The sequence below is a fragment of the Roseinatronobacter sp. NSM genome (assembly GCF_052379845.1).
Taxonomy (GTDB): domain Bacteria; phylum Pseudomonadota; class Alphaproteobacteria; order Rhodobacterales; family Rhodobacteraceae; genus Roseinatronobacter.
In genome coordinates this window covers 1-21,398 of the sequence record NZ_JBQTCF010000005.1, presented here as the reverse complement: position 1 = coordinate 21,398, position 21,398 = coordinate 1, and the positions used below count along the sequence as shown (strand labels likewise).

21 protein-coding genes are annotated in these 21,398 nt (G+C 58.4%); 9 read left to right on the top strand and 12 right to left on the bottom strand.

The annotated features are described in order from the left end of the window. Positions 1-2: 2 nt before the first annotated feature. From ACTZWY_RS04035 to ACTZWY_RS04005, 7 genes are all read right to left on the bottom strand, one after another. Positions 3-965: a succinylglutamate desuccinylase gene (locus ACTZWY_RS04035; protein ID WP_444789402.1), complete on the bottom strand. Its 963-nt coding sequence runs from the start codon at positions 963-965 to the stop codon at positions 3-5. Further along, positions 962-1,834, bottom strand: coding sequence for an N-formylglutamate amidohydrolase (locus tag ACTZWY_RS04030; RefSeq protein WP_444789401.1), 873 nt, complete (start codon positions 1,832-1,834; stop codon positions 962-964). Before ACTZWY_RS04030 ends, ACTZWY_RS04035 begins: the two co-directional genes overlap by 4 nt. After that, positions 1,831-2,835, bottom strand: a complete 1,005-nt coding sequence (locus ACTZWY_RS04025) for an ABC transporter ATP-binding protein (RefSeq protein WP_444789400.1) — start codon at positions 2,833-2,835, stop codon at positions 1,831-1,833. The genes ACTZWY_RS04030 and ACTZWY_RS04025 overlap by 4 nt, the downstream gene beginning before the upstream one ends. Further along, positions 2,832-3,809, bottom strand: coding sequence for an ABC transporter ATP-binding protein (locus ACTZWY_RS04020; RefSeq protein ID WP_444789399.1), 978 nt, complete (start codon positions 3,807-3,809; stop codon positions 2,832-2,834). Before ACTZWY_RS04020 ends, ACTZWY_RS04025 begins: the two co-directional genes overlap by 4 nt. A gap of 1 nt (position 3,810) precedes the next feature. Then, positions 3,811-4,734, bottom strand: a complete 924-nt coding sequence (locus tag ACTZWY_RS04015) for an ABC transporter permease (RefSeq protein WP_444789398.1) — start codon at positions 4,732-4,734, stop codon at positions 3,811-3,813. Continuing rightward, complete coding sequence (locus ACTZWY_RS04010) at positions 4,731-5,711, bottom strand: ABC transporter permease (RefSeq protein ID WP_444789397.1); 981 nt, start codon at positions 5,709-5,711, stop codon at positions 4,731-4,733. The genes ACTZWY_RS04015 and ACTZWY_RS04010 overlap by 4 nt, the downstream gene beginning before the upstream one ends. A 74-nt stretch (positions 5,712-5,785) precedes the next feature. Continuing rightward, on the bottom strand, positions 5,786-7,396 hold the full coding sequence (locus ACTZWY_RS04005; RefSeq protein WP_444789396.1) for an ABC transporter substrate-binding protein: 1,611 nt from the start codon (positions 7,394-7,396) through the stop codon (positions 5,786-5,788). Positions 7,397-7,573: 177 nt separating this feature from the next. Between ACTZWY_RS04005 and ACTZWY_RS04000 the strand changes: the two genes are divergently transcribed. Both ACTZWY_RS04000 and argE read left to right on the top strand, forming a co-directional pair. Further along, positions 7,574-8,506 carry a LysR family transcriptional regulator gene (locus ACTZWY_RS04000; RefSeq protein ID WP_444789395.1) on the top strand — a complete coding sequence of 311 codons (933 nt, stop codon included), beginning with the start codon at positions 7,574-7,576 and terminating at the stop codon, positions 8,504-8,506. Beyond that, positions 8,506-9,663: an acetylornithine deacetylase gene (gene argE / locus ACTZWY_RS03995; protein WP_444789394.1), complete on the top strand. Its 1,158-nt coding sequence runs from the start codon at positions 8,506-8,508 to the stop codon at positions 9,661-9,663. Before ACTZWY_RS04000 ends, argE begins: the two co-directional genes overlap by 1 nt. A 574-nt stretch (positions 9,664-10,237) precedes the next feature. Here argE and ACTZWY_RS03990 read toward each other — a convergent pair. The 5 genes from ACTZWY_RS03990 to ACTZWY_RS03970 form a co-directional block, all read right to left on the bottom strand. After that, positions 10,238-12,448, bottom strand: coding sequence for a methyl-accepting chemotaxis protein (locus tag ACTZWY_RS03990; protein ID WP_444789393.1), 2,211 nt, complete (start codon positions 12,446-12,448; stop codon positions 10,238-10,240). Positions 12,449-12,549: 101 nt separating this feature from the next. After that, the gene (locus tag ACTZWY_RS03985; RefSeq protein ID WP_444789392.1) at positions 12,550-14,202 is read right to left on the bottom strand and encodes a methyl-accepting chemotaxis protein; all 1,653 of its coding nucleotides are present in this window, start codon (positions 14,200-14,202) and stop codon (positions 12,550-12,552) included. 2 nt (positions 14,203-14,204) lie between these two features. Continuing rightward, a complete protein-coding gene (locus tag ACTZWY_RS03980; RefSeq protein WP_444789391.1) occupies positions 14,205-14,543 on the bottom strand; it encodes a hypothetical protein in 339 nt (112 codons plus the stop codon). 100 nt (positions 14,544-14,643) lie between these two features. Then, the gene (locus ACTZWY_RS03975) at positions 14,644-15,021 is read right to left on the bottom strand and encodes a chemotaxis protein CheD (protein ID WP_444789390.1); all 378 of its coding nucleotides are present in this window, start codon (positions 15,019-15,021) and stop codon (positions 14,644-14,646) included. Between the two features lie 140 nt (positions 15,022-15,161). Next, positions 15,162-16,166, bottom strand: a complete 1,005-nt coding sequence (locus tag ACTZWY_RS03970) for a CheB methylesterase domain-containing protein (RefSeq protein WP_444789389.1) — start codon at positions 16,164-16,166, stop codon at positions 15,162-15,164. Positions 16,167-16,376: 210 nt separating this feature from the next. Here ACTZWY_RS03970 and ACTZWY_RS03965 point away from each other — a divergent pair, with 210 nt between their 5' ends. Genes ACTZWY_RS03965 through ACTZWY_RS03935 form a run of 7 tightly spaced genes read left to right on the top strand, consistent with a single transcriptional unit; the run spans position 16,377 to position 21,265 of the window. Further along, complete coding sequence (locus ACTZWY_RS03965) at positions 16,377-16,652, top strand: STAS domain-containing protein (protein WP_444789388.1); 276 nt, start codon at positions 16,377-16,379, stop codon at positions 16,650-16,652. Beyond that, a complete protein-coding gene (locus ACTZWY_RS03960; RefSeq protein ID WP_444789387.1) occupies positions 16,649-17,017 on the top strand; it encodes a response regulator in 369 nt (122 codons plus the stop codon). The genes ACTZWY_RS03965 and ACTZWY_RS03960 overlap by 4 nt, the downstream gene beginning before the upstream one ends. Before the next feature lie 5 nt (positions 17,018-17,022). After that, positions 17,023-19,134, top strand: coding sequence for a chemotaxis protein CheA (locus ACTZWY_RS03955; protein ID WP_444789386.1), 2,112 nt, complete (start codon positions 17,023-17,025; stop codon positions 19,132-19,134). A 4-nt stretch (positions 19,135-19,138) separates the two neighbouring features. Then, entirely contained in the window at positions 19,139-19,609 is a 471-nt protein-coding gene (locus ACTZWY_RS03950; protein ID WP_444789385.1) for a chemotaxis protein CheW, read from the top strand. Positions 19,610-19,614: 5 nt separating this feature from the next. Then, positions 19,615-20,460, top strand: a complete 846-nt coding sequence (locus ACTZWY_RS03945) for a CheR family methyltransferase (RefSeq protein ID WP_444789384.1) — start codon at positions 19,615-19,617, stop codon at positions 20,458-20,460. Positions 20,461-20,483: 23 nt separating this feature from the next. After that, positions 20,484-20,873, top strand: a complete 390-nt coding sequence (locus ACTZWY_RS03940; protein ID WP_444789383.1) for a response regulator — start codon at positions 20,484-20,486, stop codon at positions 20,871-20,873. Beyond that, complete coding sequence (locus tag ACTZWY_RS03935; protein WP_444789382.1) at positions 20,870-21,265, top strand: hypothetical protein; 396 nt, start codon at positions 20,870-20,872, stop codon at positions 21,263-21,265. The genes ACTZWY_RS03940 and ACTZWY_RS03935 overlap by 4 nt, the downstream gene beginning before the upstream one ends. Positions 21,266-21,398: the final 133 nt, after the last annotated feature.

The following is a 21,398-nucleotide window of genomic DNA, read 5'->3' as shown; positions in this document are numbered from 1 at the left end:
TTTCAGCCCGCGTCAACAGGTTGGGCCAGCCGGACAGCGGTTTTGCCGGGCCACAACCGGGCAGACGGCATGATCAGAACCGTGGTGGGATGGGGCGCGCGAATTTCCTTGGCCCCGTCATGCCCGATCAAGGTGCCCTGCGGCAGATGTTCAAACCCGCGCCAGTCTTGCGCAAAGCGGAAATCGTCGGTCTGAATGGTGACCGGGCCGGAAACTTCATAAAACCGCATTTTGTCAGGCACGGGCAAGGGGCGGTGCGCATCGGCAAATTCCTGTGGCACGGTTCCGGTTGCCGCAAGAAACGCCAGCGCTGTGTCCAGTGCAATATCGGCAGCAGGGGCTTCCCAGTGCTGACCACATTCGACCAGCAGCGCATTGCGCTGGGACGCGGGGTCGGCAAACGCGGTGTAATCGCGCATCCGCACCCCTTCGGCATGGCCACGGTCGCTGACCACAACTGCAGGCGTGCCAACATCGCGCGCCAGCGCGCGCCCTTTTTGCAGCGGCCCTGCAATGGTCAGGGGTTCGGTTTTGTGTTGCATCGAATGAATATCCAGCAACAGATCAACACTATCCAGCCATGGCCGGATTTCGCGCGCGCGCACCAGTTCGACAGTCAGCTTGCGGTCTGGATTGTCCAGCACATCGGGCGACCACAGGCGGTTGAAATCCTCATCCACCCAGCGGCTGGCATTGGGGTTCGTGGCATCAAACGCATGATAGGCCGCGATGTTGATGAAGGCCAGCGACAACTTGCCCTGCACCGGGCGCAGGTTGTTTCTGAACAGCCAGTCCAGCGCGATGGCCCCGCAAGGTTCATTGCCATGCACAACCGCTGTCACCGCCACATGCGGGCCGGGTTGGCCACTGTCATAGGTCCAGACATAAGGAATGCCGGTATTGCCGGGCGCATAGGGCGTAATGTCGGGCGGGGTCAGTTCAACAGGATAATGGGCAGTGTTCATGCGGTTTGCTTTCGCAAAGGTTCAGTGACGAACCCGGCCAGGTGCACGGCCAGATCGGACATAAGGGATTGCACGACAGCGAAACCGTCATTGGGGGCGCGCGTTGCTTCGTCCATATACAGGCGGCGGTTGATTTCCACTTGCAGCGAATGCCGCCCCGCTGCCGGGTTGCCATTGGCGCGCACCAACTCGACCCCCTTATACGGATCGTTGACGCGGACAGAAAACCCCCGCGCTGCGATAAAGGCGCGCACGGTTTCGGTAAATTCGGGCGCGCAGGTGGTGCCGTCACGGTCGCCCAACACAAAATCGGCGCGCGGGGTGCCGGCGGGGTCTGGGGCCATGGCGCTGGCACGGTGGGGCATGGAATGGCAGTTGATGTGCCACACCTGCCCCCAGCGCGCATGCGCACTGTCCAGCAGGTCGCGCAGCGCAGTCTGATAGGGCTGATGATATGTGCGAATGCGGTGCATCACCTGTTCCGCTGTCAGGGGGCTGTCATACATGGGCGCACCATCAGGTGGCACGCGCGTCCAGCACAGGCCAATTCCGTCACGGCTTTTGACTGACGGGTTCAGCGCCATGGGCAGCGTGCCGTCAATCTGGGCGGGGTCCAGATCGTCCATCGCGCGGTTGGTATCCGCATAGGCGCGCGGGAACAGCGCATGCAGCAACACTGCGCCCGCATCCACCGCGCCCGCAAACAGCGTATGGACATGGGTATCTTCAGCCATGCGCAACAAGGCGGGGTCAGCGATGGGGCGAAAATCAGCGGGATAATCGGTGCCGGAATGGGGGCTGTCAAACACCAGCGGCACATGCTGAGTATCCACGCCAAGAATTTCCAGCACATTGGGACTATAGGTCATTCGACACCCCCATCTTCCAGATGACAGGCCACAGCGCGCGCGCCAGTATGGCGCAGCGCTGGCACTTCGCGCGAACAGCGCGGCCCCGCGAAGGGGCAACGCGTGTGAAAATGGCACCCGGGCGGCGGGTTCATGGGCGATGGAATTTCACCCTTGATGGGTTCGAAGCGGCGCTTTTCAAAGGACAGGCGCGGCACTTCGGCCAGCAGCGCCTGCGTATAGGGGTGGCGCGCGTCGGCATACAGCGCCTCGGTCGGGGCAATTTCAACAACGCGGCCCAGATACAAGATCACCACGCGGTCAGAAATATGTTCAACCACCCCCAGATCATGGCTGATGAACAGATAGGCCAGCCCCAGTTCCCGGCGCAACCGCATGAACAGGTTCAGCACCTGCGCCTGAATGGACACATCCAGCGCGGCCACAGATTCATCACAGATCAGGAATTGCGGACTGACCGCCAGCGCGCGCGCGATCACGATACGTTGGCGCTGCCCGCCCGAAAACTGGTGCGGGTAGCGGTCGCCCGCTGTGGGTTCAAGCCCCACGCGTTCCAGCATCTGCGCCACGAAGTCCCGCGCCTGCGCCTGTTTGATAATGCCATGATAGACCGGCGCTTCGGAAATAATATCGCGCACCCGCATCCGCGGATTGAGCGAGGACATGGGATCTTGAAAAATCATCTGGATCTGCAGCGCCGCCGCCGTGGTTTCGGCGCGGTTGCGGGTGGTGATATCTGCCCCTTCAAAGCGGATTGTCCCATCTGTCGGGGGCAGCAACCCCGCGATCATGCGGCCAATGGTGGATTTGCCGGACCCGGATTCCCCCACCAGCCCCACCACTTCGCCCGGCGCGACGCTGAAACTTACATTGTCGACGGCATGCACCGTGGCGGGTTCATGCCCCAGCCCCATGCGGGCGGCAAGCCGCGCGGCCATGTCATGATCTTCGCGGAAGCGTTTTGAAAGATTGGTGATTTCAATCAGCGCGTCAGACATCATGCCACCTCAGTTGCGCGCATAGGGTGAATGCAGCGGGCCATCTGGCCCGTGGGCATTTCGCGGGGGGGCTGTTGCGCGCGGCACGCATCGGTTGCGTTGGGGCAGCGCGGGCGGAATGCACACCCTTCGGGCAGGTCCAGCAAGGGCGGCGTCATGCCCGGAATCTGCGCCAGATCAACCCCGCGTTTGTTGCGGCTGGGAATCGATTCAATCAACCCGTGCGTATAGGGGTGCGCGGGGTGGCGCAGCACAGTTGCCGCGCGCCCCTGTTCGACCACGCGGCCCGCATACATCACGGCAATATTGTCGGCCAGACTGGACACCACACTCAGGTCATGGGTCACCCATATCAGCGCCGTGCCGCTGGTTTCGGCCAGTTTTTGCACCTCGGCCAGAATTTGGGCCTGAATGGTCACATCCAGCGCAGTTGTGGGTTCGTCGGCAACAATCACTTCAGGGTCGTGCAACAGCGCAATGGCAATCGCCACGCGCTGACGCATGCCCCCCGAAAACTGGTGCGGATACGCTTCCATCCGTTCCGCAGGGGACGGGATGCCCACGCGCGCCAGCGTAGCAAGGCAGCGTTCGCGCGCGGCTTCCTTGCTGATATGGACATGCGCCTGCACGGCCTCGATCATCTGGGTTGAGATTTTCAGAACCGGGTTCAATGTCATCATCGGGTCTTGAAAAATCATGGCGATGTGGCGGCCACGAATGGCCTGCCATTCGCGTTCACTCAGATTGGCAAGGTCGCGCCCCTGATACAGGATGCGCCCATCCACAATGCGCCCCGGCTTGTCCACCATGCCCATGATCGAGAACCCGGTGACAGTCTTGCCAGACCCGCTTTCGCCCACCAGCCCCATCACCTCGCCACGGTTTACGGAAAAGCTGACACCGTCCACAGCAGGGACCACGCCCGCGCGGGTGAAGAAATGGGTTTTCAGGTTTTCTACCTGCAAAACAGCAGTCATATCAGCGCCTCAGACGGGGGTTAAGGACATCGCGCAGCTGGTCGCCCACCAGATTGATGGCCACAATGGCGATCAGCAGCGCAACACCGGGATAGACGCTGATCCAGTAAGCGCCCGACAGAAGGTAGGAATAGCCATTCGCAATCAGCAGGCCCAGCGACGGTTCAGTGACCGGCACGCCAACACCCAGGAAGGACAGTGTTGCCTCCAATGCGATGGCCTGCGCGATTTGCACAGTGGCGACCACAATCAACGGCGGCAGCGTGTTGGGCAGAAGATGGCGGAACATCACCCGCGCATGGCCCAATCCCAGCCCGCGCGCGGCGGCAATATAATCGCGTTGGCGTTCCACAAGGGCCGAACCGCGCACCGTGCGCGCGTAGTAGGCCCATTGCACGATGACCAGCGCAATGATCACCTTGTCCACCCCCTTGCCCAGAATGGCCAGCAGGATCAGCGCCACCAGGATGGCGGGAAACGACAGTTGCAGGTCCACAACACGCATGATCAGCGTATCAACCCGCCCACCGAAATAGGCCGCCGTAATCCCCATCGCCATGCCAATGGCCAGCGCGCACAAGGTGGCGGTAACCGCGACCAGCAGACTCATCCGCAGGCCATAGATGATGGCCGACAACATGTCGCGGCCCTGCGGGTCCGTGCCCAGCCAATAGGTCATCCCCCCGAAGGATTCCGACCCCGGGCGCATGTTGTTATCCATGATGGACAGTTGCGACAAGTCATAGGGGTTCTGCGGCGTGATCCAGGGCGCGAACACCGCCGCCAGCACCATGGCCACCATGACAACAAACCCGATCATTGCCAGCGGGCTGCTTGCGAAATCCAGCATGGCGGCGCGCAATGGGCTGACAGCGGCTTTCTTGTGGGCCTTTTCTTCGGGGGTGGGCATTGGAATATTGGTCATGACGTGCCCCGTTGTGCCAGCCGAACGCGGGGATCAAGCACCGAATACAGCAGATCCACCAGAAAATTGATCAACACGAACAGGAAAACAATCAGCATCAGATAGGCCACAATCACAGGGCGGTCCAACCTGTTGATACTGTCGATCAGCAGCTTGCCCATGCCGGGCCATGCGAACACGGTTTCTGTGACCACCGCAAAGGCGATCATGGACCCCAGTTCCAGCCCCAGAATGGTGACCACCGGAATCATGATGTTCTTGAGCACATGAACCAGCACCACACGGCGGTGTGACAGCCCCTTGGCGCGGGCGAATTTGATGTAATCCTGCATCATCACCTCGCGCGTGCCGGCCCGCGCCAGCCGGATGACCAGCGCCATCTTGAACAAGGCCAGGTTGAAGGCCGGAAGCAGCATGTGTTTCAGCCCGTCGGCATTCAGGAAACTGACGCGCATGCCCAGAAATTCGGTCGTCTCGCCGCGCCCGCCTGCGGGCAGCCAGCCCAGGAATACTGCGAAGATCAGGATCATCATCAAGCCTTGCCAGAAATTCGGCAAACTGAATCCCAGAATGGACCCCGCCATGATGCCCCGCCCGGTAACCGTGTCGGGCTTCAGGCCCGCAATCACGCCCAGCGGCACACCCAAAACGATGGCCAGCACCAGCGCGAACAGCGCCAGTTCCATGGTCGCGGGCAAACGCTGCAAAATGACCGACATGGCGCTTTCGCCATAGACGAAAGACCGGCCAAAATCGCCTTGTAGCAGATTGCCGAAATACACCCCGAATTGTTCCCAAAGGGGGCGGTCAAGTCCCATCCTCTCCATGACTTCCAGGCGCTGGCGTTCAGTCGCTTCCGGGTTGATCAGGATATCCACGGGATTGCCAATCGCATAGACGCCGACAAAAACCAGCACCGCCATTGCAATCACGGCAAGCAGGCTTTGGCCCAGACGCCGAAGCAGATAAGCCACCATGATAAAATTCTCCGCTGGCAAAAAAGAAATGATGCGCCGGGGTCAGACCCGGCGCATCGTGCAACAACACGCGATCAGTCAGCCCGCGTGACGGCGGCACCGATTGTGTATTGGTCAGCGCGTGCTTCATATTCCAGACCAGGGGCCAGCGCCCATGTGGTCAGTTCGTAATGAATGGGCACAATGGCGAATGTGTCCATCGCCAAGGCACTGGCCTGACGCAACAGCCCCTCGCGGGTCGCATCATCAACCGTGCGCAGCGCTTCTACCAGCAAGTCGTCAATTTCCGGGTTGGAATGGCGCGCAAGGTTGGTGCCGCCAAGGCTGCGTTCGGCGTCACGGGTGGCCACCAAGGCGCCCAGCGGTGACGACATTTCGCCCGTGCCAGCCCCCCAGCCCGCCAGATAGGCGGAGAAGTTGAAACCGTTACGGTCCGCGATGAAGGCCGAGAAGGTCTTGGCGTCCACTTCGGTGCGCACGCCAACTTGCGTCCACATCTGGGCAACTGCCTGTGAAATTGCGCCATCGTTGATATAGCGGTCATTGGGTGTGCCCAGCACAATCTGGAATCCGTCCGGGTAGCCCGCTTCGGCCAGCAATTCGCGGGCGCGGTCGGGGTCATAGGGAATGGCCGGACGGTCTGGGTTGGTGCCAAACATCGGCGCAGGCAGCAATTCGCCCGCAGGTTCTGACAGGCCCAGCATCAAGCGTTCCTGAATCGCCACGCGGTCAATGGCCAGTGCCAGCGCTTCGCGCACGCGGGCGTCCTGCAACGGGTTGGTGTCGCCGGAAATACCCGGCGTGGGGGCCTCACCCTGATCCAGCGCGATATAGATAACGCGGTTGGACAACCCGGATGCAAGCATGAACCCGTCACCTTCGATGCGGGCAATATCCTGTGTCGGCGGGTTTTCGATCATCTGCACGTCACCGGCCAGCAGGGCTGCAACGCGCGCACCTGCATTGGTCAGCGGACGCATGACGATTTGTTCCCAAGCGGGCGCATCACCAAAGTAGGTGTCATTGCGCGTCAGGCGCAATTCCTCGCCTCGGATATAGGCGTCAAGAGTATAAGGGCCGGTGCCAATGGCAAAGGCAGGGTCATTGAATTCAGCCGATGCAGGCGCGTCGCCAACCCCGGTGCACCCGTCAGTGCTGAACGTCAAATCATCCTCTGCACCCGAAACACTGGCCGAAATGATGCCAAAGGTTGAAAGCTGGTTGGGCAGCAAAGGCGCGGGGCCGTCAGTGGTCACGATCAAGGTGTGATCATCCTCTGCCTCCAGCCCGGCGATTGCGCGCGTATATAGGGTGAAAGGCGACGGCGCATCCGGCACCAGCGGAATGCGGCACACTGTGTAGATCACGTCACGCGCAGTAAACGGCGCGCCGTTGGAAAACGTCACACCTTCGCGCAGGGTGATGCGCCATGTTGTGTCGTCAATCGCCTCCCATGCGGTCGCAAGGCCCGGTTCCAGCAGCTGGTTTGCATCTTGCGCGATAAGCGGTGTGAAGATGTGGCGGGCCAGCGCGTTGTTCGGCCCAAGGTTGTGGTAATGCGGGTCAACCGATGTGGGTTCGGACGCAAGCCCGATGCGCAACGTGTCGGCGCCGGCAACGCCAGCCGAAAGCGCAATCGCCGCGCTGGCGGACATTAGAAATGTGCGTGATGAAGTATTGGGCATTCATAACTCCCTGTTTGCGATTCTCGCACGTCGGGCGTGCGGCATCATCTTTGTCTTTTGACAGAACGACCTGTGGCAGTGCATGCCGACTACGGTGCGCCCTTGCGTTAAATGCTATGATGCATTAAAAGCATTGTAAATAGAAAACATCATAACCAAAACGCATAGGCGGCGGCGGTGCCTGAAGATACCAGCAAAATTGACGGGTCTGACATAAGACTGCGGGAATTGCGCGTCCTGCGTGCGATTGTCACCGCGGGAACCACAACTGCAGCCGCAGATATGCTGGGAATTTCGCAGCCTGCGGTCAGCCGCGCCTTGGCGCAGCTGGAAGAACGCCTTGGGCGGGTGCTGTTTTCGCGCGAAGGGGGGCGCCTGCTGCCCACAGCCGAAGCGCTGGGCGTGGATGCGGAACTGGATATCCTGTTCAAGGTGCTGGCCCGCATCGAAAACCCGGATCGGCGCGCCCCTGACCCGACAGTGCCGCTCCGGATTGCGGCCCCCCCCACCATCGCGCACCGCTTCCTGCCCGGCCCGGTTGCAGATTTCGCACGCCATTTTCCAGACCAGAACATTCTGATTGATGTGCTGTCCAGCGATGTTCTGGTCACACAGGTGGCAGAAGGACGCGTGGACATTGCCCTGTCTGATGCCGACCCAAACCACGCGGGGGTGCGGGTGGAACCATTTCGTGAATCCCATGTCGTCTGCCTGATGAAACGCGACCATCCGCTGGCGTCAAAAACGGTTATTCGCCCCGAAGATCTGGACGGGCGCGATTATGTCGCGCAAACCCGTCGCCATTCGGCACGGGTCGCCAAAGACCGTGCGCTGGCCGCAGCCGGGGTGCAGCCGCGCATTACCATCGAAACGGCAACTGTGGTATCAGCGGCGGAACTGGTGCGCGAAGGGTTGGGGGTTGCGCTGATCAACCCCTTCCCCACGGCGCTGCGGCTGGATGCCAGCCTGACCACCCGCCCGTTTGAACCGACAATCACACTGCAGACCAGCTTTCTTTCCCCTGCGGACATCCGCCATTCCTCGGCCACGCTGGCCTTCATGGCAATGGTGCGCGCGCGGGCCAACCAAACCCAAACCGGAGAATTCTGATGCCAAGCGCCGCCACGCGGACCGCCCTGGAAGCCCTGATCGGTTTCGATACAACCAGCCGCAACTCCAACCTGCCCCTGATTGACTGGGCACAGGACTGGCTGACCAGCCATGGCGCAACCTGTCGCCGCGTGCATGATGCCACCGGGACCAAGGCAAACTTATGGGCAACATTCGGCCCCGCTGATGTGCCGGGCTGGGTGCTCTCGGGCCACACGGATACAGTGCCCGTGGACGGGCAGGACTGGAGTGTGGACCCATTTCAACTGACCGAACGTGACGGCCTGTTTTATGGCCGCGGCACCTGCGACATGAAAGGGTTTATCGCGTGTTGTCTGGGGCTTGCGCCGGTTTTGGGGCAAACGGCGCTGGCGCGCCCCGTGCATCTGGCCCTGTCCTATGACGAAGAAGTGGGGTGTCTGGGGGTGCGCGAACTGTTGCGTATGGTCATGGCCGAACCCGTGCAACCCATGGCCTGCATCGTGGGCGAACCCACGCTGATGCACGTCTGCATCGGCCATAAGACGAAACGCAGCCTGCGCGCCACCTTTACCGGCACTGCGGGCCATTCATCGCGCGCGCCGCAATTTGTGAACGCCGTCGAATATGGCGCGCGACTGATTGCGCATATGCAGTCCATCGGGGTGCGGCTGGCCACCAAGGGGCTGCGCGATCCCTTGTATGACACCCCCCACAGCACGGCCCATGTCGGCACAGCCCATGGCGGGACGGCCCTGAACATTGTTCCCGAACGGTTCGTCACCGATTTCGAATTCCGCGTTCTGACACAAGAAGACGCCGACGCGCTGGTGGACGAAGTGCGCAGCTTCATCAATGACGAATTGCTGCCAGAGATGCAGCGCACCGACCCTACGGCGGGCGTCAATCTTGAACTGACCTCGTTCTATCCGGGGCTGGATACCGCCGTGGATGCCCCCGTAGCCGTAACCGCGCGCAGGCTTGCCAATCGCAATGACAGCATCAAGGTTGCCTTCGGCACCGAAGGCGGCCTGTTTCACGAAATGGCGAATATTCCAACTGTCGTTTGCGGCCCCGGTTCCATTGGACAAGCGCATCAGGCAGATGAATTCATCGCTGCGGCCCAGTTGGACGCTTGCGAACAGTTCCTGCGCGGCATTGTGGAAGAATGCATGTGACATTCTGACAAGAACCTTTCGCTTTTGGGCAGTGCCATGATGTCCTGTCCAAAAGCCCAGAACTGCTTGAAACTGCGCCAGCATGTGGCGTCGGGCAGTGCATTGTGATGCATGCTTTTGGCGCGCGCCGTTCCATCTACAGCATGTTGCGCAAAAATGCGAACCAATTTGCTGCACAAGAACACGCCATGACAAAGGGTTAGAGAGTGCGTTATGTGAATGCCCATGAAAGTGGGCACAGTTTCTGGTGATGAAACGCCCCGACATTCTTGCGCGCGCCATAAATGTAACGGCACGCGCGGGTTCTGTTTTGGAGCCTGCGATTGTACAAGCCCCTCACCCAAGCATGGAACGGGCCGCCCAGCACCAGGGCGGCCCCTTGTTATGGCCGTATTTCAAACCTGAAAGGATAAACCTTTCCATGAAAGCGCACCAAGGTCCGCATTGTCGCAGTCACTCCTCGCGTGGGGCGCGCTCATTGCGATGCACACAACCACGTTGACATACTGATGGCGCATCAGCGGGAAGCGTAATTTCTGCCCCCCGCTTTTGCGCGGCACGCCGAACATATTGATCAGAATTCAAGAAGCCTTGCTTGCGCGCCATCCGACGGCCTGCCCAGTGCCCGCTTTGACTGAAAACTTGCCGCCGCGACAGGTGTTTCGCTCAAGGGCATCTTCACAACCTTTGCCGCATTTCTGGACGCTTTGCTGAACTTGAAGTTTGACAGCTCGCCCAACAAAATATCGGCTTGTTGCTGCAACGAACCCGCTGCCGCGTTGGTTTCTTCCGCCACAGCGGCGTTTTGCTGGGTCACTTGATCCAGTTGGTTCACACCAGAGTTGATTTCACCCAACGCACTGGACTGGTCTGCTGCGGCAATGGCAATGGAAGACGCCTGATCGGACACATCCTTGGCTTTGTGCAGGATTTGCTCGAGGCTTCCGCCAGTCCTTGTCACAAGGGACGACCCCGCCTCAACCTGCTGCGCACTTTCAGAGATCAAACCCTTGATCTCGCGCGCTGATTCAGACGCACGTTGTGCCAGCCCGCGCACCTCTGATGCGACGACGGCAAATCCGCGACCTGCCTCACCCGCGCGCGCGGCTTCCACCCCTGCGTTCAGGGCCAGAAGATTGGTCTGGAACGCAATATCATCGATAACACCAATGATCCGATTGATTTGATCTGAAGATTTTTCAATCTTCTGCATGGCGGCTATCGCATCGCGGACGATGACTGTCCCTTCTTCGGCGATCATACGATTGTCGCGCGTCATATTTTCAGCGGTCTTGGCAAGCTCCGCGGTGGACCTGACGCTTTCTGTAAGCTCATTCAGCGCGGCGGCTGATTGCTCAAGCGTGGCGGCCTGGGTTTCAGCACGACCCGACAGATCCTGCGCAGCAGAGGTGATTTCCTCGGACCCGCCACGCACCTGTTCGGCAACTGTCACAATACGTGACATGGTATCAGCCAGGTTCGACGCGACAGTATTAAACGCTGTGCGAAGCTCCTCATATTCTGCTGGAAACGGATCATTCGCAGGGCTGGGGATGGAGTGTGTCAGTTCCCCTTGCGCAAGCCGTGTCAGCGCGTCTTCGATATCCCGCACGACACGCGCCTGACGGCGGCGCTCCTGCTCCTGCTTTTCATTTGCACGTTCTTCAGCGCGGCGCGCTTCTTCTTCTGCCTTGGCGCGCGCAACGGCGTTGTCTTTGAATACATCCAAAGCTTGGGCCATCTGTGCCAGATCGCCACGTCCGTCCGCATTGGTTATTTCAATAGACATATCCCCCTTGGCAAGACGTGTAGTCTGGTGAACCAAGCTTGACAGTCGGCGTGACAGCGAAACGGACAGAGTTGCAGCAATGCCAGCCCCCAATGCCGCAGCAAAGGCCACGCCGGCAAGAATTGAAAACACGGTCTGGTCGATCAGCTGATGCGTGGACGCATTCAGGCTTTCACGCGTGGTACGGATTTCGGCACGCAGGCGCTCCAGTTGGGACATCACATCCACTGTCGTTGCCATCAAGACACTCAGCGCGTCGCGGCTGGCAATTTCGACAGTGCGGATATCTGCGGCAATAGACCAGAATTCCGTCAATCCGCGTTGGGTTTCCCCAAGCAGCGCACGTTCTTCGGCATTCAGGCCAGTCCCCGTCAACCGCGAAAGAAACGCAAGTGTTGCCTCATAGGGAGCGGTCGCTGTGTCCAGCTCTGACAAGGGCATGCCGTCCATGAAACGGTCAACACGCACACGGGTAACAAGAAAGCTTTCAGACGCCCGCAACGCGAGGTAAGCCGCGCTTTCTGCGTCACGTTCTTCCAGAAGCGACACAAGGCGACCCAGGTTGCGGCGATGTTCGATGCCCAAGGATTGCAGCCGTGTGTTCAGCATATCCCGCTGGCTGTACACTTCTACAAAGGCCGAAAGCTCTGCAAGGTGTTTGTCCTTGAGAATGACGATATCAAGGGCCGACTGATATCCCGCGTCCACAAGGGCAGTCGCAACACTGCGGACCTGCTGCATTTCCTCGAACGTGCGTTCCGCATCAGCCGAGTCAGCTGTCTGCCTGTAGACTTCCAGCGCAAGGCCGGCCTCTGTTATCTCGCGGCCCAGATCAACGGCAGCAATCGTCCTCTCCATCGAGGCTTCGATATCGTAGACTGCGGTATTCATCGAAAGAAGCCTTTGCCAGCTGAACAGCCCCAAGGCGACAATCAGGATGACTATGACGGCAAAACTGCCTGCGATCTGTGTTGCTGTGTTCGTATTTTTCAACATGATTACCCTCGGAACTTAGCTTCGTTGTTTTATGAATTTCAGGGACCGATCGGATGATCGGCACGGTCGGACCGCTGCGGTGAAACCGACGTGATTTGTCATCACGCGCCTCTCGCAAAACGAATTGGGGGGGTGGGCGTCATCAGTTCGTCTGGAGGGCCGATTTCAGACCAATCCATCCGATCCGGTGCGGTCAGGTATGACTGGAGGGTTGCCACCAGCTCATCAGCTTGTTTGCCAATGCTGACCGCAACCGCCTGCGCATCCTGCGCGGCATCCTGGGTCTGCAGGTTTATGGACTCGGCCTGATCAATAACCGTAGCTGTACGATGAAGCCCGGCCACTTGGTCCACGGACGCAGCGCTTATGCCATCCATAAGGTGGCGCACTTCGGTGGCGCGTTCAACAATACCTGACAATGCGTCCGTCGTGCGGCGGACCAGCATGGCCCCGTTGCTGACATGGCTGGACCCTTGCGCGATAAGCGCCCGGATTTCCCGTGCCGACGCGGACGCGCGCTCAGCCAGACCGCGCACTTCCGCCGCAACAACAGCAAACCCGCGCCCCGCATCACCGGCGCGCGCCGCCTCTACGCCTGCATTCAGGGCGAGGAGGTTGGTCTGGAAGGCGATATCTTCGATCACACCGATGATTCTTGAAATCTGCTCGGAACTTTCTTCGATTGCATGCATCGCTTCCACCGCATCTTGCATGATGCTGCGCCCAGCTGTCGCCTGGCTTTCACTTTCACGGCTTTCATCAGTGGCCTTGCGCGAATCGGCCTGACTGGAGTCAACAAGTTCAACGACGCGCTGCAGGGCTTCGCGGCCATCGCGCAAACTGGCGGTCTGTTGTTGGGCGCGATCGAAAAGCTGCTGGGCCGCACGCTCAATCTCGACTGCTTCCGACCTGACCGATCCGGCCACCAGGTCCACACGTATCATGAGGTCATCTTGCAAAAGCAAAGTCTGGTTATATGCCTGCCGAATACCCTCATATTCCGCGGGGAACGGATCATCATCGGGGCTGTCGATCGGAACTTTCAGGTTGCCTTCGGACAGGCGCAACAATCCTTCTTGCAGATCGCGCACAACACGTTCCTGACGTACGGCCTCTGCTGCCTTTTCGTCAGCTGCCTGTCGGGCAATTTCTGCCTGACGCAGGCGAAGCGACTCCGCTTCATGGCTGGCGGTTCTGGCATTCGACGCCTCTTCCGCGGCGGTGTATAGCGCGCGTCGGACCAGTTCGGCAATCACCCCCAGCGCAACAGCTTCGACAAGAAGAATGGCTGCATGCACCAGAATGCGGGCGATATCCGTCCCGCCGGGCAATACCGCGGACGGAAGCACAACCGTCAACGAAAGGTGGTGTATGGCGACCAGCCCCGTGTAAAGCACGATCGCACGCCAGTTGCAGTAAATCCCAAGAACTGCCAAAGCCGCGAAAAACTGCATATGCATGTCAGGCTGCCAAGGGTGGTCCGCAAACTGCGACACCAGCAGGGCAACGCCCAATGCCAGCGCAGCGGCAGACGTCAGTTGAACGCTTTCACCAGAAGAATTTCGCTTATACTCGACCGTCACGATGCCGGCCAGAGCCGCCATGCACACAACAACATATGTCGAGGGTATATCAAGCAGCCAGCCAATAAGGGCCGCCTGAAGAACCATGCCCCAAAGCAACAAACAAATTCCAAAGGCACCATACTTGCGGATCGCAACCAACATTTCCGGAGTGCCGTTATTCGTCGCCATTCCTAGTTTTCCTTCGTTTGGGGCAGGTCGATGCAGAATGTTCCAGCCCGTATTGCAAGTTGGATTTCTGGTTCAGAAACAAGGCTGGCAAGGCCCGTTTTCAGCCGGTCCGGCAGGTCTGTCGCATCAAGTTCGACCAGATAGCCGTTCCCGCGAATATGGCCGATTGACAGATCGAGCGCAGTGATGTCGCGCAGAACTTCAGCGCGCGACACAGTCGGGAGAAACCGCAGCGCGGCCGCGCCATGCCCTGCCCGAGGAAGGGCAGGGACGACGCTTAGCGAGAGCAACCCCAACACCAAGGTTACAACGGGAATCACCATTTCGGTGTGTATCGGCACTGTTCCGCCCCTTTTCAATCTGACGACAGCATATCAAAGGCATGTTAATGAGTGCTTATCGACACCGACTATTGCCACATCACGCAACACTCGCCCCCCCTTAAAACAGCTCAACCTCGCCGAGTGCAGGGCGCACAGCCCGTTCCACGGGAACAGGGGCATCATTCCCAAGAAGTTGCACCTGCACGCGCCCGGTGGTCGGCCAGAACCGGACCCGCCGCGCCTCGTTGCCGCATAAGTCACCGTTCACCAGACGTATGCCGTCAGTTTGCAGGATGCGCTGCGCGGCATCCGCGTTGCGCCGCCCAATATCGGGCAGGGACGGCATCATTCTTGCGCCACCAAACAGCTTGGCCTGCATCCGGCTGCGGACTGCACCCTGCCGTAGCAAGCCATTAATCAGCATTTCCATTGCAGCCGCAGCATAGCGTATGTCCCCTGAACCGGCTGCCGAATCCGGCAACAAAAAGTGGTTCATGCCACCGATCCCGCGTTCCAGGTCATAGATGCATGCCGCCACGCAAGACCCAAGAACTGTGGTGATTATGACATCTGACTGCTCAGAGATACGATGCTCACCCTGAACGATATGAATTATTTTTTTCTGCGTTTCCGTCATTACATTGCCCTGCCTTGTCGATATGCGGCGCGCGACTGGTCGCGCAGCAATGCCTTCGCGATGAACGCCAAGGGCAGCACATCAACCACGCCCCCCATTTCGACGGCAACGCGGGGCATGCCCCAAACCACAGAACTGCCCCTGTCCTGAGCAACAGTATAGGCACCAGCCGCGCGCAGGCTGCGCATCCCGGCGGCACCATCCGCCCCCATTCCTGTCAGGATTGCCGCATTTATCGAAACCCTGCCTGCAATCTGCGCGCCCTGCTCGAACAGAACATCGACTGACGGGCAGTGCCCTGATACGGGCGCCGAATCGATAAGCCGGGTCATCAGGCCCCCACGCTGGATCAGGCCAAGATGGCGGTCACTGCCCGCGGCAACATACACTGTGCCCATACGCAGCGGCACGCCGTTCTCCGCAATCACAACCTTCGGGCGAACAGTTTCATCCAGCCGCCGAATCAGCCCTTCGGCGAAGCCCGGGCGCAAATGCTGCACAACCAGCGTTGGCGGACAGTCCTGCGGGAAGGCGGAGAGAATCGTTTCAAGGGCTGTAATGCCGCCTGTCGATGCCCCGATCATGATCAACCGGTTCACTGGCGCGGCATTCGGGCTGGCGATGGCATTCATGTCGCGGCTGGCCACAGGCACCCGCCGCATTCCAGTCAGGCCAGCTGACAACAAAGTGACGAGGCGCTGCGCCGATTCGCGCCCCCCGAGCCGGAACACCTGATCGGACATTGCGGCGGGCCCGTCCCCATAAATCAGCAATTCGGCTGAAATAATATTCAGCATGTCAAGCACGGCATCGAATTCGTGTGTTTTCACAAACTCAACGGAAACAGCCACACGTTTGGGCATATGCTGTTCAGCACATTGATAAATTTCGCCCAGCGTGCCGGCATCGATGACAGCATCAATCCCCATCTCCGCACATATCGCCATCAGCATTTTGCGACGGGCGCGATTCGGGTCCGCAATAAGAATAACCGGATCAGTCACATCAGACTCCTTCAGCAATGAGGACAAGGTAATCCACACTGCTTAAGAAACTCTGTGCATCCACCGTCCGATTTAACAAAAGAAGCGTTTGGCGCGAAACCAATTCTTAAGGGAGCAGTGTTACCCCTAGTTTCAACGAAAGCCGGTAATCTTGGATCGAGAAGGCGGGATATGCCGGACAATCACGATGATGTGCGAAAAGGGGGTGTCATGCCAGAACTGAAACTGCCGGAAGTCCTCGATCAGAGAGGTGCGCAGATTGTCGCCACCCAACTTCTGGACAGATTGGGGGAGGACGTGAACCTTGATGCACGCAATCTAACCCGGCTGGGCGGGGCCGGGCTGGAGATGCTGATCGCCGCGCATCGCCAATGGCAAGAAGACTGCATACGATTTGAAATAAGCAATTTGTCGTCATCAATCCTTAGGGTTTTTGAAATACTGGATGTCGACCCCCAAACATTGAGAGTGGAGGTCCCAAAATGACCGCGCGTATTCTGGCTGTTGACGATTCCCCGACCATCCGCGGACTCGTGGCAGATGTCCTGCGCAAGGCAGGATTTGAAGTTTTCCTTGCATCAGACGGTGTTGAGGGCGTTGGCACGCTGACCGATGCGAACCCCGACCTTATTATAACAGATATAAACATGCCAAAGATGGACGGGTTTGGCCTGATCGAAACGGTGCGCGCCACAGGCAACTACTCCAGCATACCGATACTTGTGCTCACGACAGAAAGCAGTGCGGAACTGAAAACACGCGCCCGCAATGCCGGGGCAACCGGCTGGATTGTAAAACCATTCGACGATGAGCGCTTGATTGCGGTTATCTCTCGGGTCTTGGGAAGGTAAATTCAATGCCGGATATGGACGAATTCCTCGAAATGTTTTTTGTCGAGTGTGACGAGCTGCTTGACAGCCTGGCAACCGGATTGCGCGCGATGGAAGCGCCAGATCACGAAAAAGAAACAGTTCACTCTGTATTCCGGGCGGTGCACTCCATGAAAGGCGCGGCTGCTGCTTTCGGCCTGTCGGACCTCGTGACCTTTGCGCATCGTTTTGAGACAGTGCTGGATCTGCTGCGCTCGGACAAGCTGACTGCAGATGAGGACGTGATGACGGTCCTGCACCGATCCTCCGACCTGTTGACCGATCTTGTTTCCGCCGCGCGTCAATCCTCTCCAGCTGACACGGGGCGTATGGATGAACTTCTTGGCGATCTGGATCGATTGATCGGTGACGAGGTCGACGACGCGGAAGATGACGCGCTCGCGATGGAGTTCACCCCTCTGACGCTTGATTTCTCCCCCATAGCGGAGGAACCTGCGATCAGGACATACAAGATCGTCATGATGCCTGACCCGGAAATGTACCGGACTGGCAATGACCCTGCGGCCCTTATCCACGCCTTGACCCAACTTGGCGATGCAACCGTGAAGTTAAATGCCACAAATGTTCCCAAACTCTCGGTATGGTCGCAAGATGACACTCGATTGAGTTGGGAGATCGAACTTGCCACGACCGCGCCAGTCGCGGACATTCACCAGATATTCGAATTTGTTGTGGATTGCTGCCAGCTCGATATTCATGAGGTTTCCGATAATGTTGCGCAGGCCGTCCCAGAGGACAGCACTGTCTTGCCCGAAATACCGGCCTCGCGCGCGCCAAGCGCTGATATTGCCCTGCCTGACATTGACGAGACCAGCAAGGCAGCAGCACCCACAGACGCCAGCGCCGCCAAGTCCGGTCAAGCCACAGGGCAAGCCGCGACAATACGGGTCAGTCTGGACCGCGTGGACAAACTGATGAACATGATCGGTGAGTTGGTGATCAAAGAAGCCATGCTCTACCAGGTGATTGAAACAGCTGGATTTACCGAAGATCCCGACGTGGTGACCGCACTTGAAGGCATACGCCAACTTGCGGGGGACATTCAGGAAAGCGTTATGTCCATAAGGGCGCAACCCCTGAAGCTGGTATTTCAGCGGATGCATCGCATCCTGAGAGAGGCCGCAGACGCGACCGGCAAAAAAGTTCGTCTGGACACGTTGGGAGAGAACACCGAAGTCGACAAGACAATGATTGAACGACTGATCGATCCGTTGACGCATATGATCAGAAACTCGATCGATCACGGGCTTGAAGACGCCGTCACAAGACAGCGCCGCGGCAAACCTCAGGAAGGCACAATTACCCTGTCCGCAGCACACAGATCAGGGCGCGTTCAGATCGAAGTTTCTGATGACGGGGGCGGGATCGACCGCGAAAGGGTCCGCCGCATTGCCGAGGAACGCGGGCTTATTCCACAAGGAGCAACGCTGTCTTCAAATGAAATAGACTCTCTTCTGTTCCTGCCCGGCTTTTCCTCCAAGGATGAAGTTTCTGCGCTATCGGGGCGCGGGGTTGGCCTAGATGTTGTCCGCCGTGAAATCATGGCGCTTGGCGGCCGTGTGATGATCCAGTCAAAAGAAGGCGAAGGAACAACTTTTTCGATTGCCTTACCCCTGACATTGGCTGTGCTTGAAGGGATGCTGATCCAGTTGCGCGACCAGACAATGGTTTTGCCGATAACCGCGGTTCAGGAAACCTTGCGCCCGACCTCCGCAACCTTGCACGGGATTGGCAAACACGGGCGCGTCCTGTCAAACCGGGGGGAACTGATCCCGATCATCGACCTGGCGTGCTCTTTCGGGCTTCGTGATGCGCCCGCACCCCTTGATGACGGCGTTTTGATCGTTGTTGAAACTGACAGCCACAAACGGGCCGCCTTGCATGTTGACGGGATTTTTGACCAGCGCCAGGTTGTCATCAAAAGTCTGGAAGAAAATTATGGTCGCGTGCCGGGCGTATCTGCCGCAACAATTCTGGGCGATGGAAAAATCGCCCTGATCATCGACCCTGAAGAAATCGTACTCTCCTCATTGTCCGAGCAAGGTCGCTCTGCAATGGCCTTCGCAGCAAACGGGTGACGCAATGCTAGAAACCATGTCTCACAATTCCGCCGGCAAAAAAGATGTTGTCGCATTCAAACTCGCAGAACAGGATTTTTGTATAGATATCAGCCTGGTACGCGAAATTCGTGGATGGGCGCCTGCCACTGTCCTGCCTCATGCCCCAAGCTATGTGAAGGGCGTTATAAACCTGCGTGGGTCTGTCGTAACTGTTGTCGACCTTTCGGCGCGGTTAGGGTTTGGTCCGTCGCAGCCGTCGCAGCGCCACGTCGTCATAATCGCCTTTCACGAAGGCCGTATCGTCGGGCTTTTGGCGGACCTTGTGTCCGATATTGTCACCATAAATGACGAGAATATTCAGGCTGTTCCCGACATTGCTTCTGATCCCTCGCGGGAATTCATAACCGGAATGATCACCTTCGATGACGGCCGCATCCTGCGCAAAATCGATCTGGCACAACTGCTGCCGGCGCCGCAGCTTGTTTCAGCGTGAACCTTATGCTGGTTGAATCGCCTCCCTCCCTTACAACTGAGCAGTTCAGTCGGCTTGCAAAAATCGTGCACGAAGATTCCGGGATCGTGCTCACCGAGGCGAAGCGCGGGCTTTTAATGGCGCGGTTGAATCGGCGCCTTCGGGTGTTGGGCCTGTCAGAATACGGCGCCTACTGCGCCCTTCTGGGCAGCCCCGAGGGGGGCGAGGAGCGGCGACATATGCTGTCAGCTGTGACAACCAATGTGACGGCTTTCTTCAGGGAAGACCACCATTTTGACGCCCTGACACTCCAGGTTTTGCCACCGCTAATTGACGCAGCACGCAAGGGCGGAAGGGTGCGGCTATGGTCTGCGGCATGTTCTTCCGGGGAAGAACCGTATTCGATGGCAATCTCGGTCCTAGAAGCGTTCCCGGATGTCTCGCGATACGATCTGCTTGTCCTTGCGACCGACATCGACCCTGTCATGGTTGCAAAGGCAGAGGCCGGGATATTCAGTGAAGATGCCGTTCAGGGCCTTGACCCAGCAAAGCTGAGCAAACATTTTACACGCTCGGGCGGCACCTATGAAGTCCGCCCCGCCTTGCGCGACATGATGCGTTTTGCCGAACTGAATTTACACAAGGACTGGCCGTTCTCGGGCCAATTTGACGTGATATTCTGTCGCAACGTGGTGATCTACTTCGACGGGAACGCGCGGAGGATGCTCTGGCAACGGTTCGCAACCCAACTGAACGCTGATGGGCATTTATTCATCGGCCATTCAGAGCGTCTGGATGGGCCGGCAAGCGCTGCGTTTCGCCTGGTTGGGCCAACCCACTATATCAAGGCCGCCTCCGACACATTGCGGTAATATGCTTCACGAAGGATAAACTTATGCTGTTAAAATCTCAGCTTCACGTCATGGTTGTTGACGATATGTCTGTAAGTCGCGGACTTATTGAACAGGCGCTTGACTGGGCCGGAATATCAAATGTCCAATACGAAGCAAACGGGGAAAGTGCGCTGAAACGGCTGGTGGCATCCCCGGTGCATCTGGTCATTTCTGATTATAACATGCCCGGAATGGACGGCATCAGCCTACTTGAAGCGCTGCGCTCCAATAAATCGACGCACCGTATGGGGTTTATTCTGATCACCGGAAAGGCGGATCGGGCCCTGCTGGAACGCGGTCAGCGCGCCGGAATGAACAACTTTTTGACAAAGCCATTCACCAAGGAAGCGCTGCTGCGATGCATCGAATCCGTCACAGGTAAATTGCAATGACACTGCATCAAACCCGTGCGGATGCATTCGACAGGGACACTGCGGACAAGCCCCGTGTCCCGTTTTCTGAAGGTTTGCTGCGCGCGGCAAATGAAGCCAGGCTATTATCGCAAGAAGCTGCGCATCTGGATGATACAATTGGCGTTATACTTGCGCGATACAGTCAAACGGATGCGCGAGGATTGCAAAATGCAGACTTGCTTCGGCAAGGACTGGAAGGACTGGCCGACTTTCTTACAGGACTTGTAGAAACAATTGACGTTGCGGGAACGTGCTGCCCCTCGGAAGCGGCGGCAGCATTGCGGATGCAGGAACAGTCCCGCCGCCTCGGGGATAAAACCATATCCGATACGGTTCCGGACAACACCACCGCCGGAGAGATTTGGGGTTGAGAGCCATAGGGCCAGCGCCCCATACCAACGCAGGGCCGTGTGGTGTGTTTGGGGTGTGCTCGGTCTGGGACGCTTGGCGCAATATGTCCTCCTCATCATGTATCACGTTCATTCGTATTCACGCCACCCAATC

Coding starts and splice junctions, on each gene's coding strand:
- ACTZWY_RS04035 (WP_444789402.1), bottom strand. CDS start 965: ATGAACACTGCCCATTATCCTGTTGAACTGACCCCGCCCGACATTACG.
- ACTZWY_RS04030 (WP_444789401.1), bottom strand. CDS start 1,834: ATGACCTATAGTCCCAATGTGCTGGAAATTCTTGGCGTGGATACTCAG.
- ACTZWY_RS04025 (WP_444789400.1), bottom strand. CDS start 2,835: ATGATGTCTGACGCGCTGATTGAAATCACCAATCTTTCAAAACGCTTC.
- ACTZWY_RS04020 (WP_444789399.1), bottom strand. CDS start 3,809: ATGACTGCTGTTTTGCAGGTAGAAAACCTGAAAACCCATTTCTTCACC.
- ACTZWY_RS04015 (WP_444789398.1), bottom strand. CDS start 4,734: ATGACCAATATTCCAATGCCCACCCCCGAAGAAAAGGCCCACAAGAAA.
- ACTZWY_RS04010 (WP_444789397.1), bottom strand. CDS start 5,711: ATGGTGGCTTATCTGCTTCGGCGTCTGGGCCAAAGCCTGCTTGCCGTG.
- ACTZWY_RS04005 (WP_444789396.1), bottom strand. CDS start 7,396: ATGCCCAATACTTCATCACGCACATTTCTAATGTCCGCCAGCGCGGCG.
- argE (WP_444789394.1), top strand. CDS start 8,506: ATGCCAAGCGCCGCCACGCGGACCGCCCTGGAAGCCCTGATCGGTTTC.
- ACTZWY_RS03990 (WP_444789393.1), bottom strand. CDS start 12,448: ATGTTGAAAAATACGAACACAGCAACACAGATCGCAGGCAGTTTTGCC.
- ACTZWY_RS03985 (WP_444789392.1), bottom strand. CDS start 14,202: ATGGCGACGAATAACGGCACTCCGGAAATGTTGGTTGCGATCCGCAAG.
- ACTZWY_RS03975 (WP_444789390.1), bottom strand. CDS start 15,021: ATGAACCACTTTTTGTTGCCGGATTCGGCAGCCGGTTCAGGGGACATA.
- ACTZWY_RS03965 (WP_444789388.1), top strand. CDS start 16,377: ATGCCAGAACTGAAACTGCCGGAAGTCCTCGATCAGAGAGGTGCGCAG.
- ACTZWY_RS03960 (WP_444789387.1), top strand. CDS start 16,649: ATGACCGCGCGTATTCTGGCTGTTGACGATTCCCCGACCATCCGCGGA.
- ACTZWY_RS03955 (WP_444789386.1), top strand. CDS start 17,023: ATGCCGGATATGGACGAATTCCTCGAAATGTTTTTTGTCGAGTGTGAC.
- ACTZWY_RS03950 (WP_444789385.1), top strand. CDS start 19,139: ATGCTAGAAACCATGTCTCACAATTCCGCCGGCAAAAAAGATGTTGTC.
- ACTZWY_RS03945 (WP_444789384.1), top strand. CDS start 19,615: ATGCTGGTTGAATCGCCTCCCTCCCTTACAACTGAGCAGTTCAGTCGG.
- ACTZWY_RS03940 (WP_444789383.1), top strand. CDS start 20,484: ATGCTGTTAAAATCTCAGCTTCACGTCATGGTTGTTGACGATATGTCT.
- ACTZWY_RS03935 (WP_444789382.1), top strand. CDS start 20,870: ATGACACTGCATCAAACCCGTGCGGATGCATTCGACAGGGACACTGCG.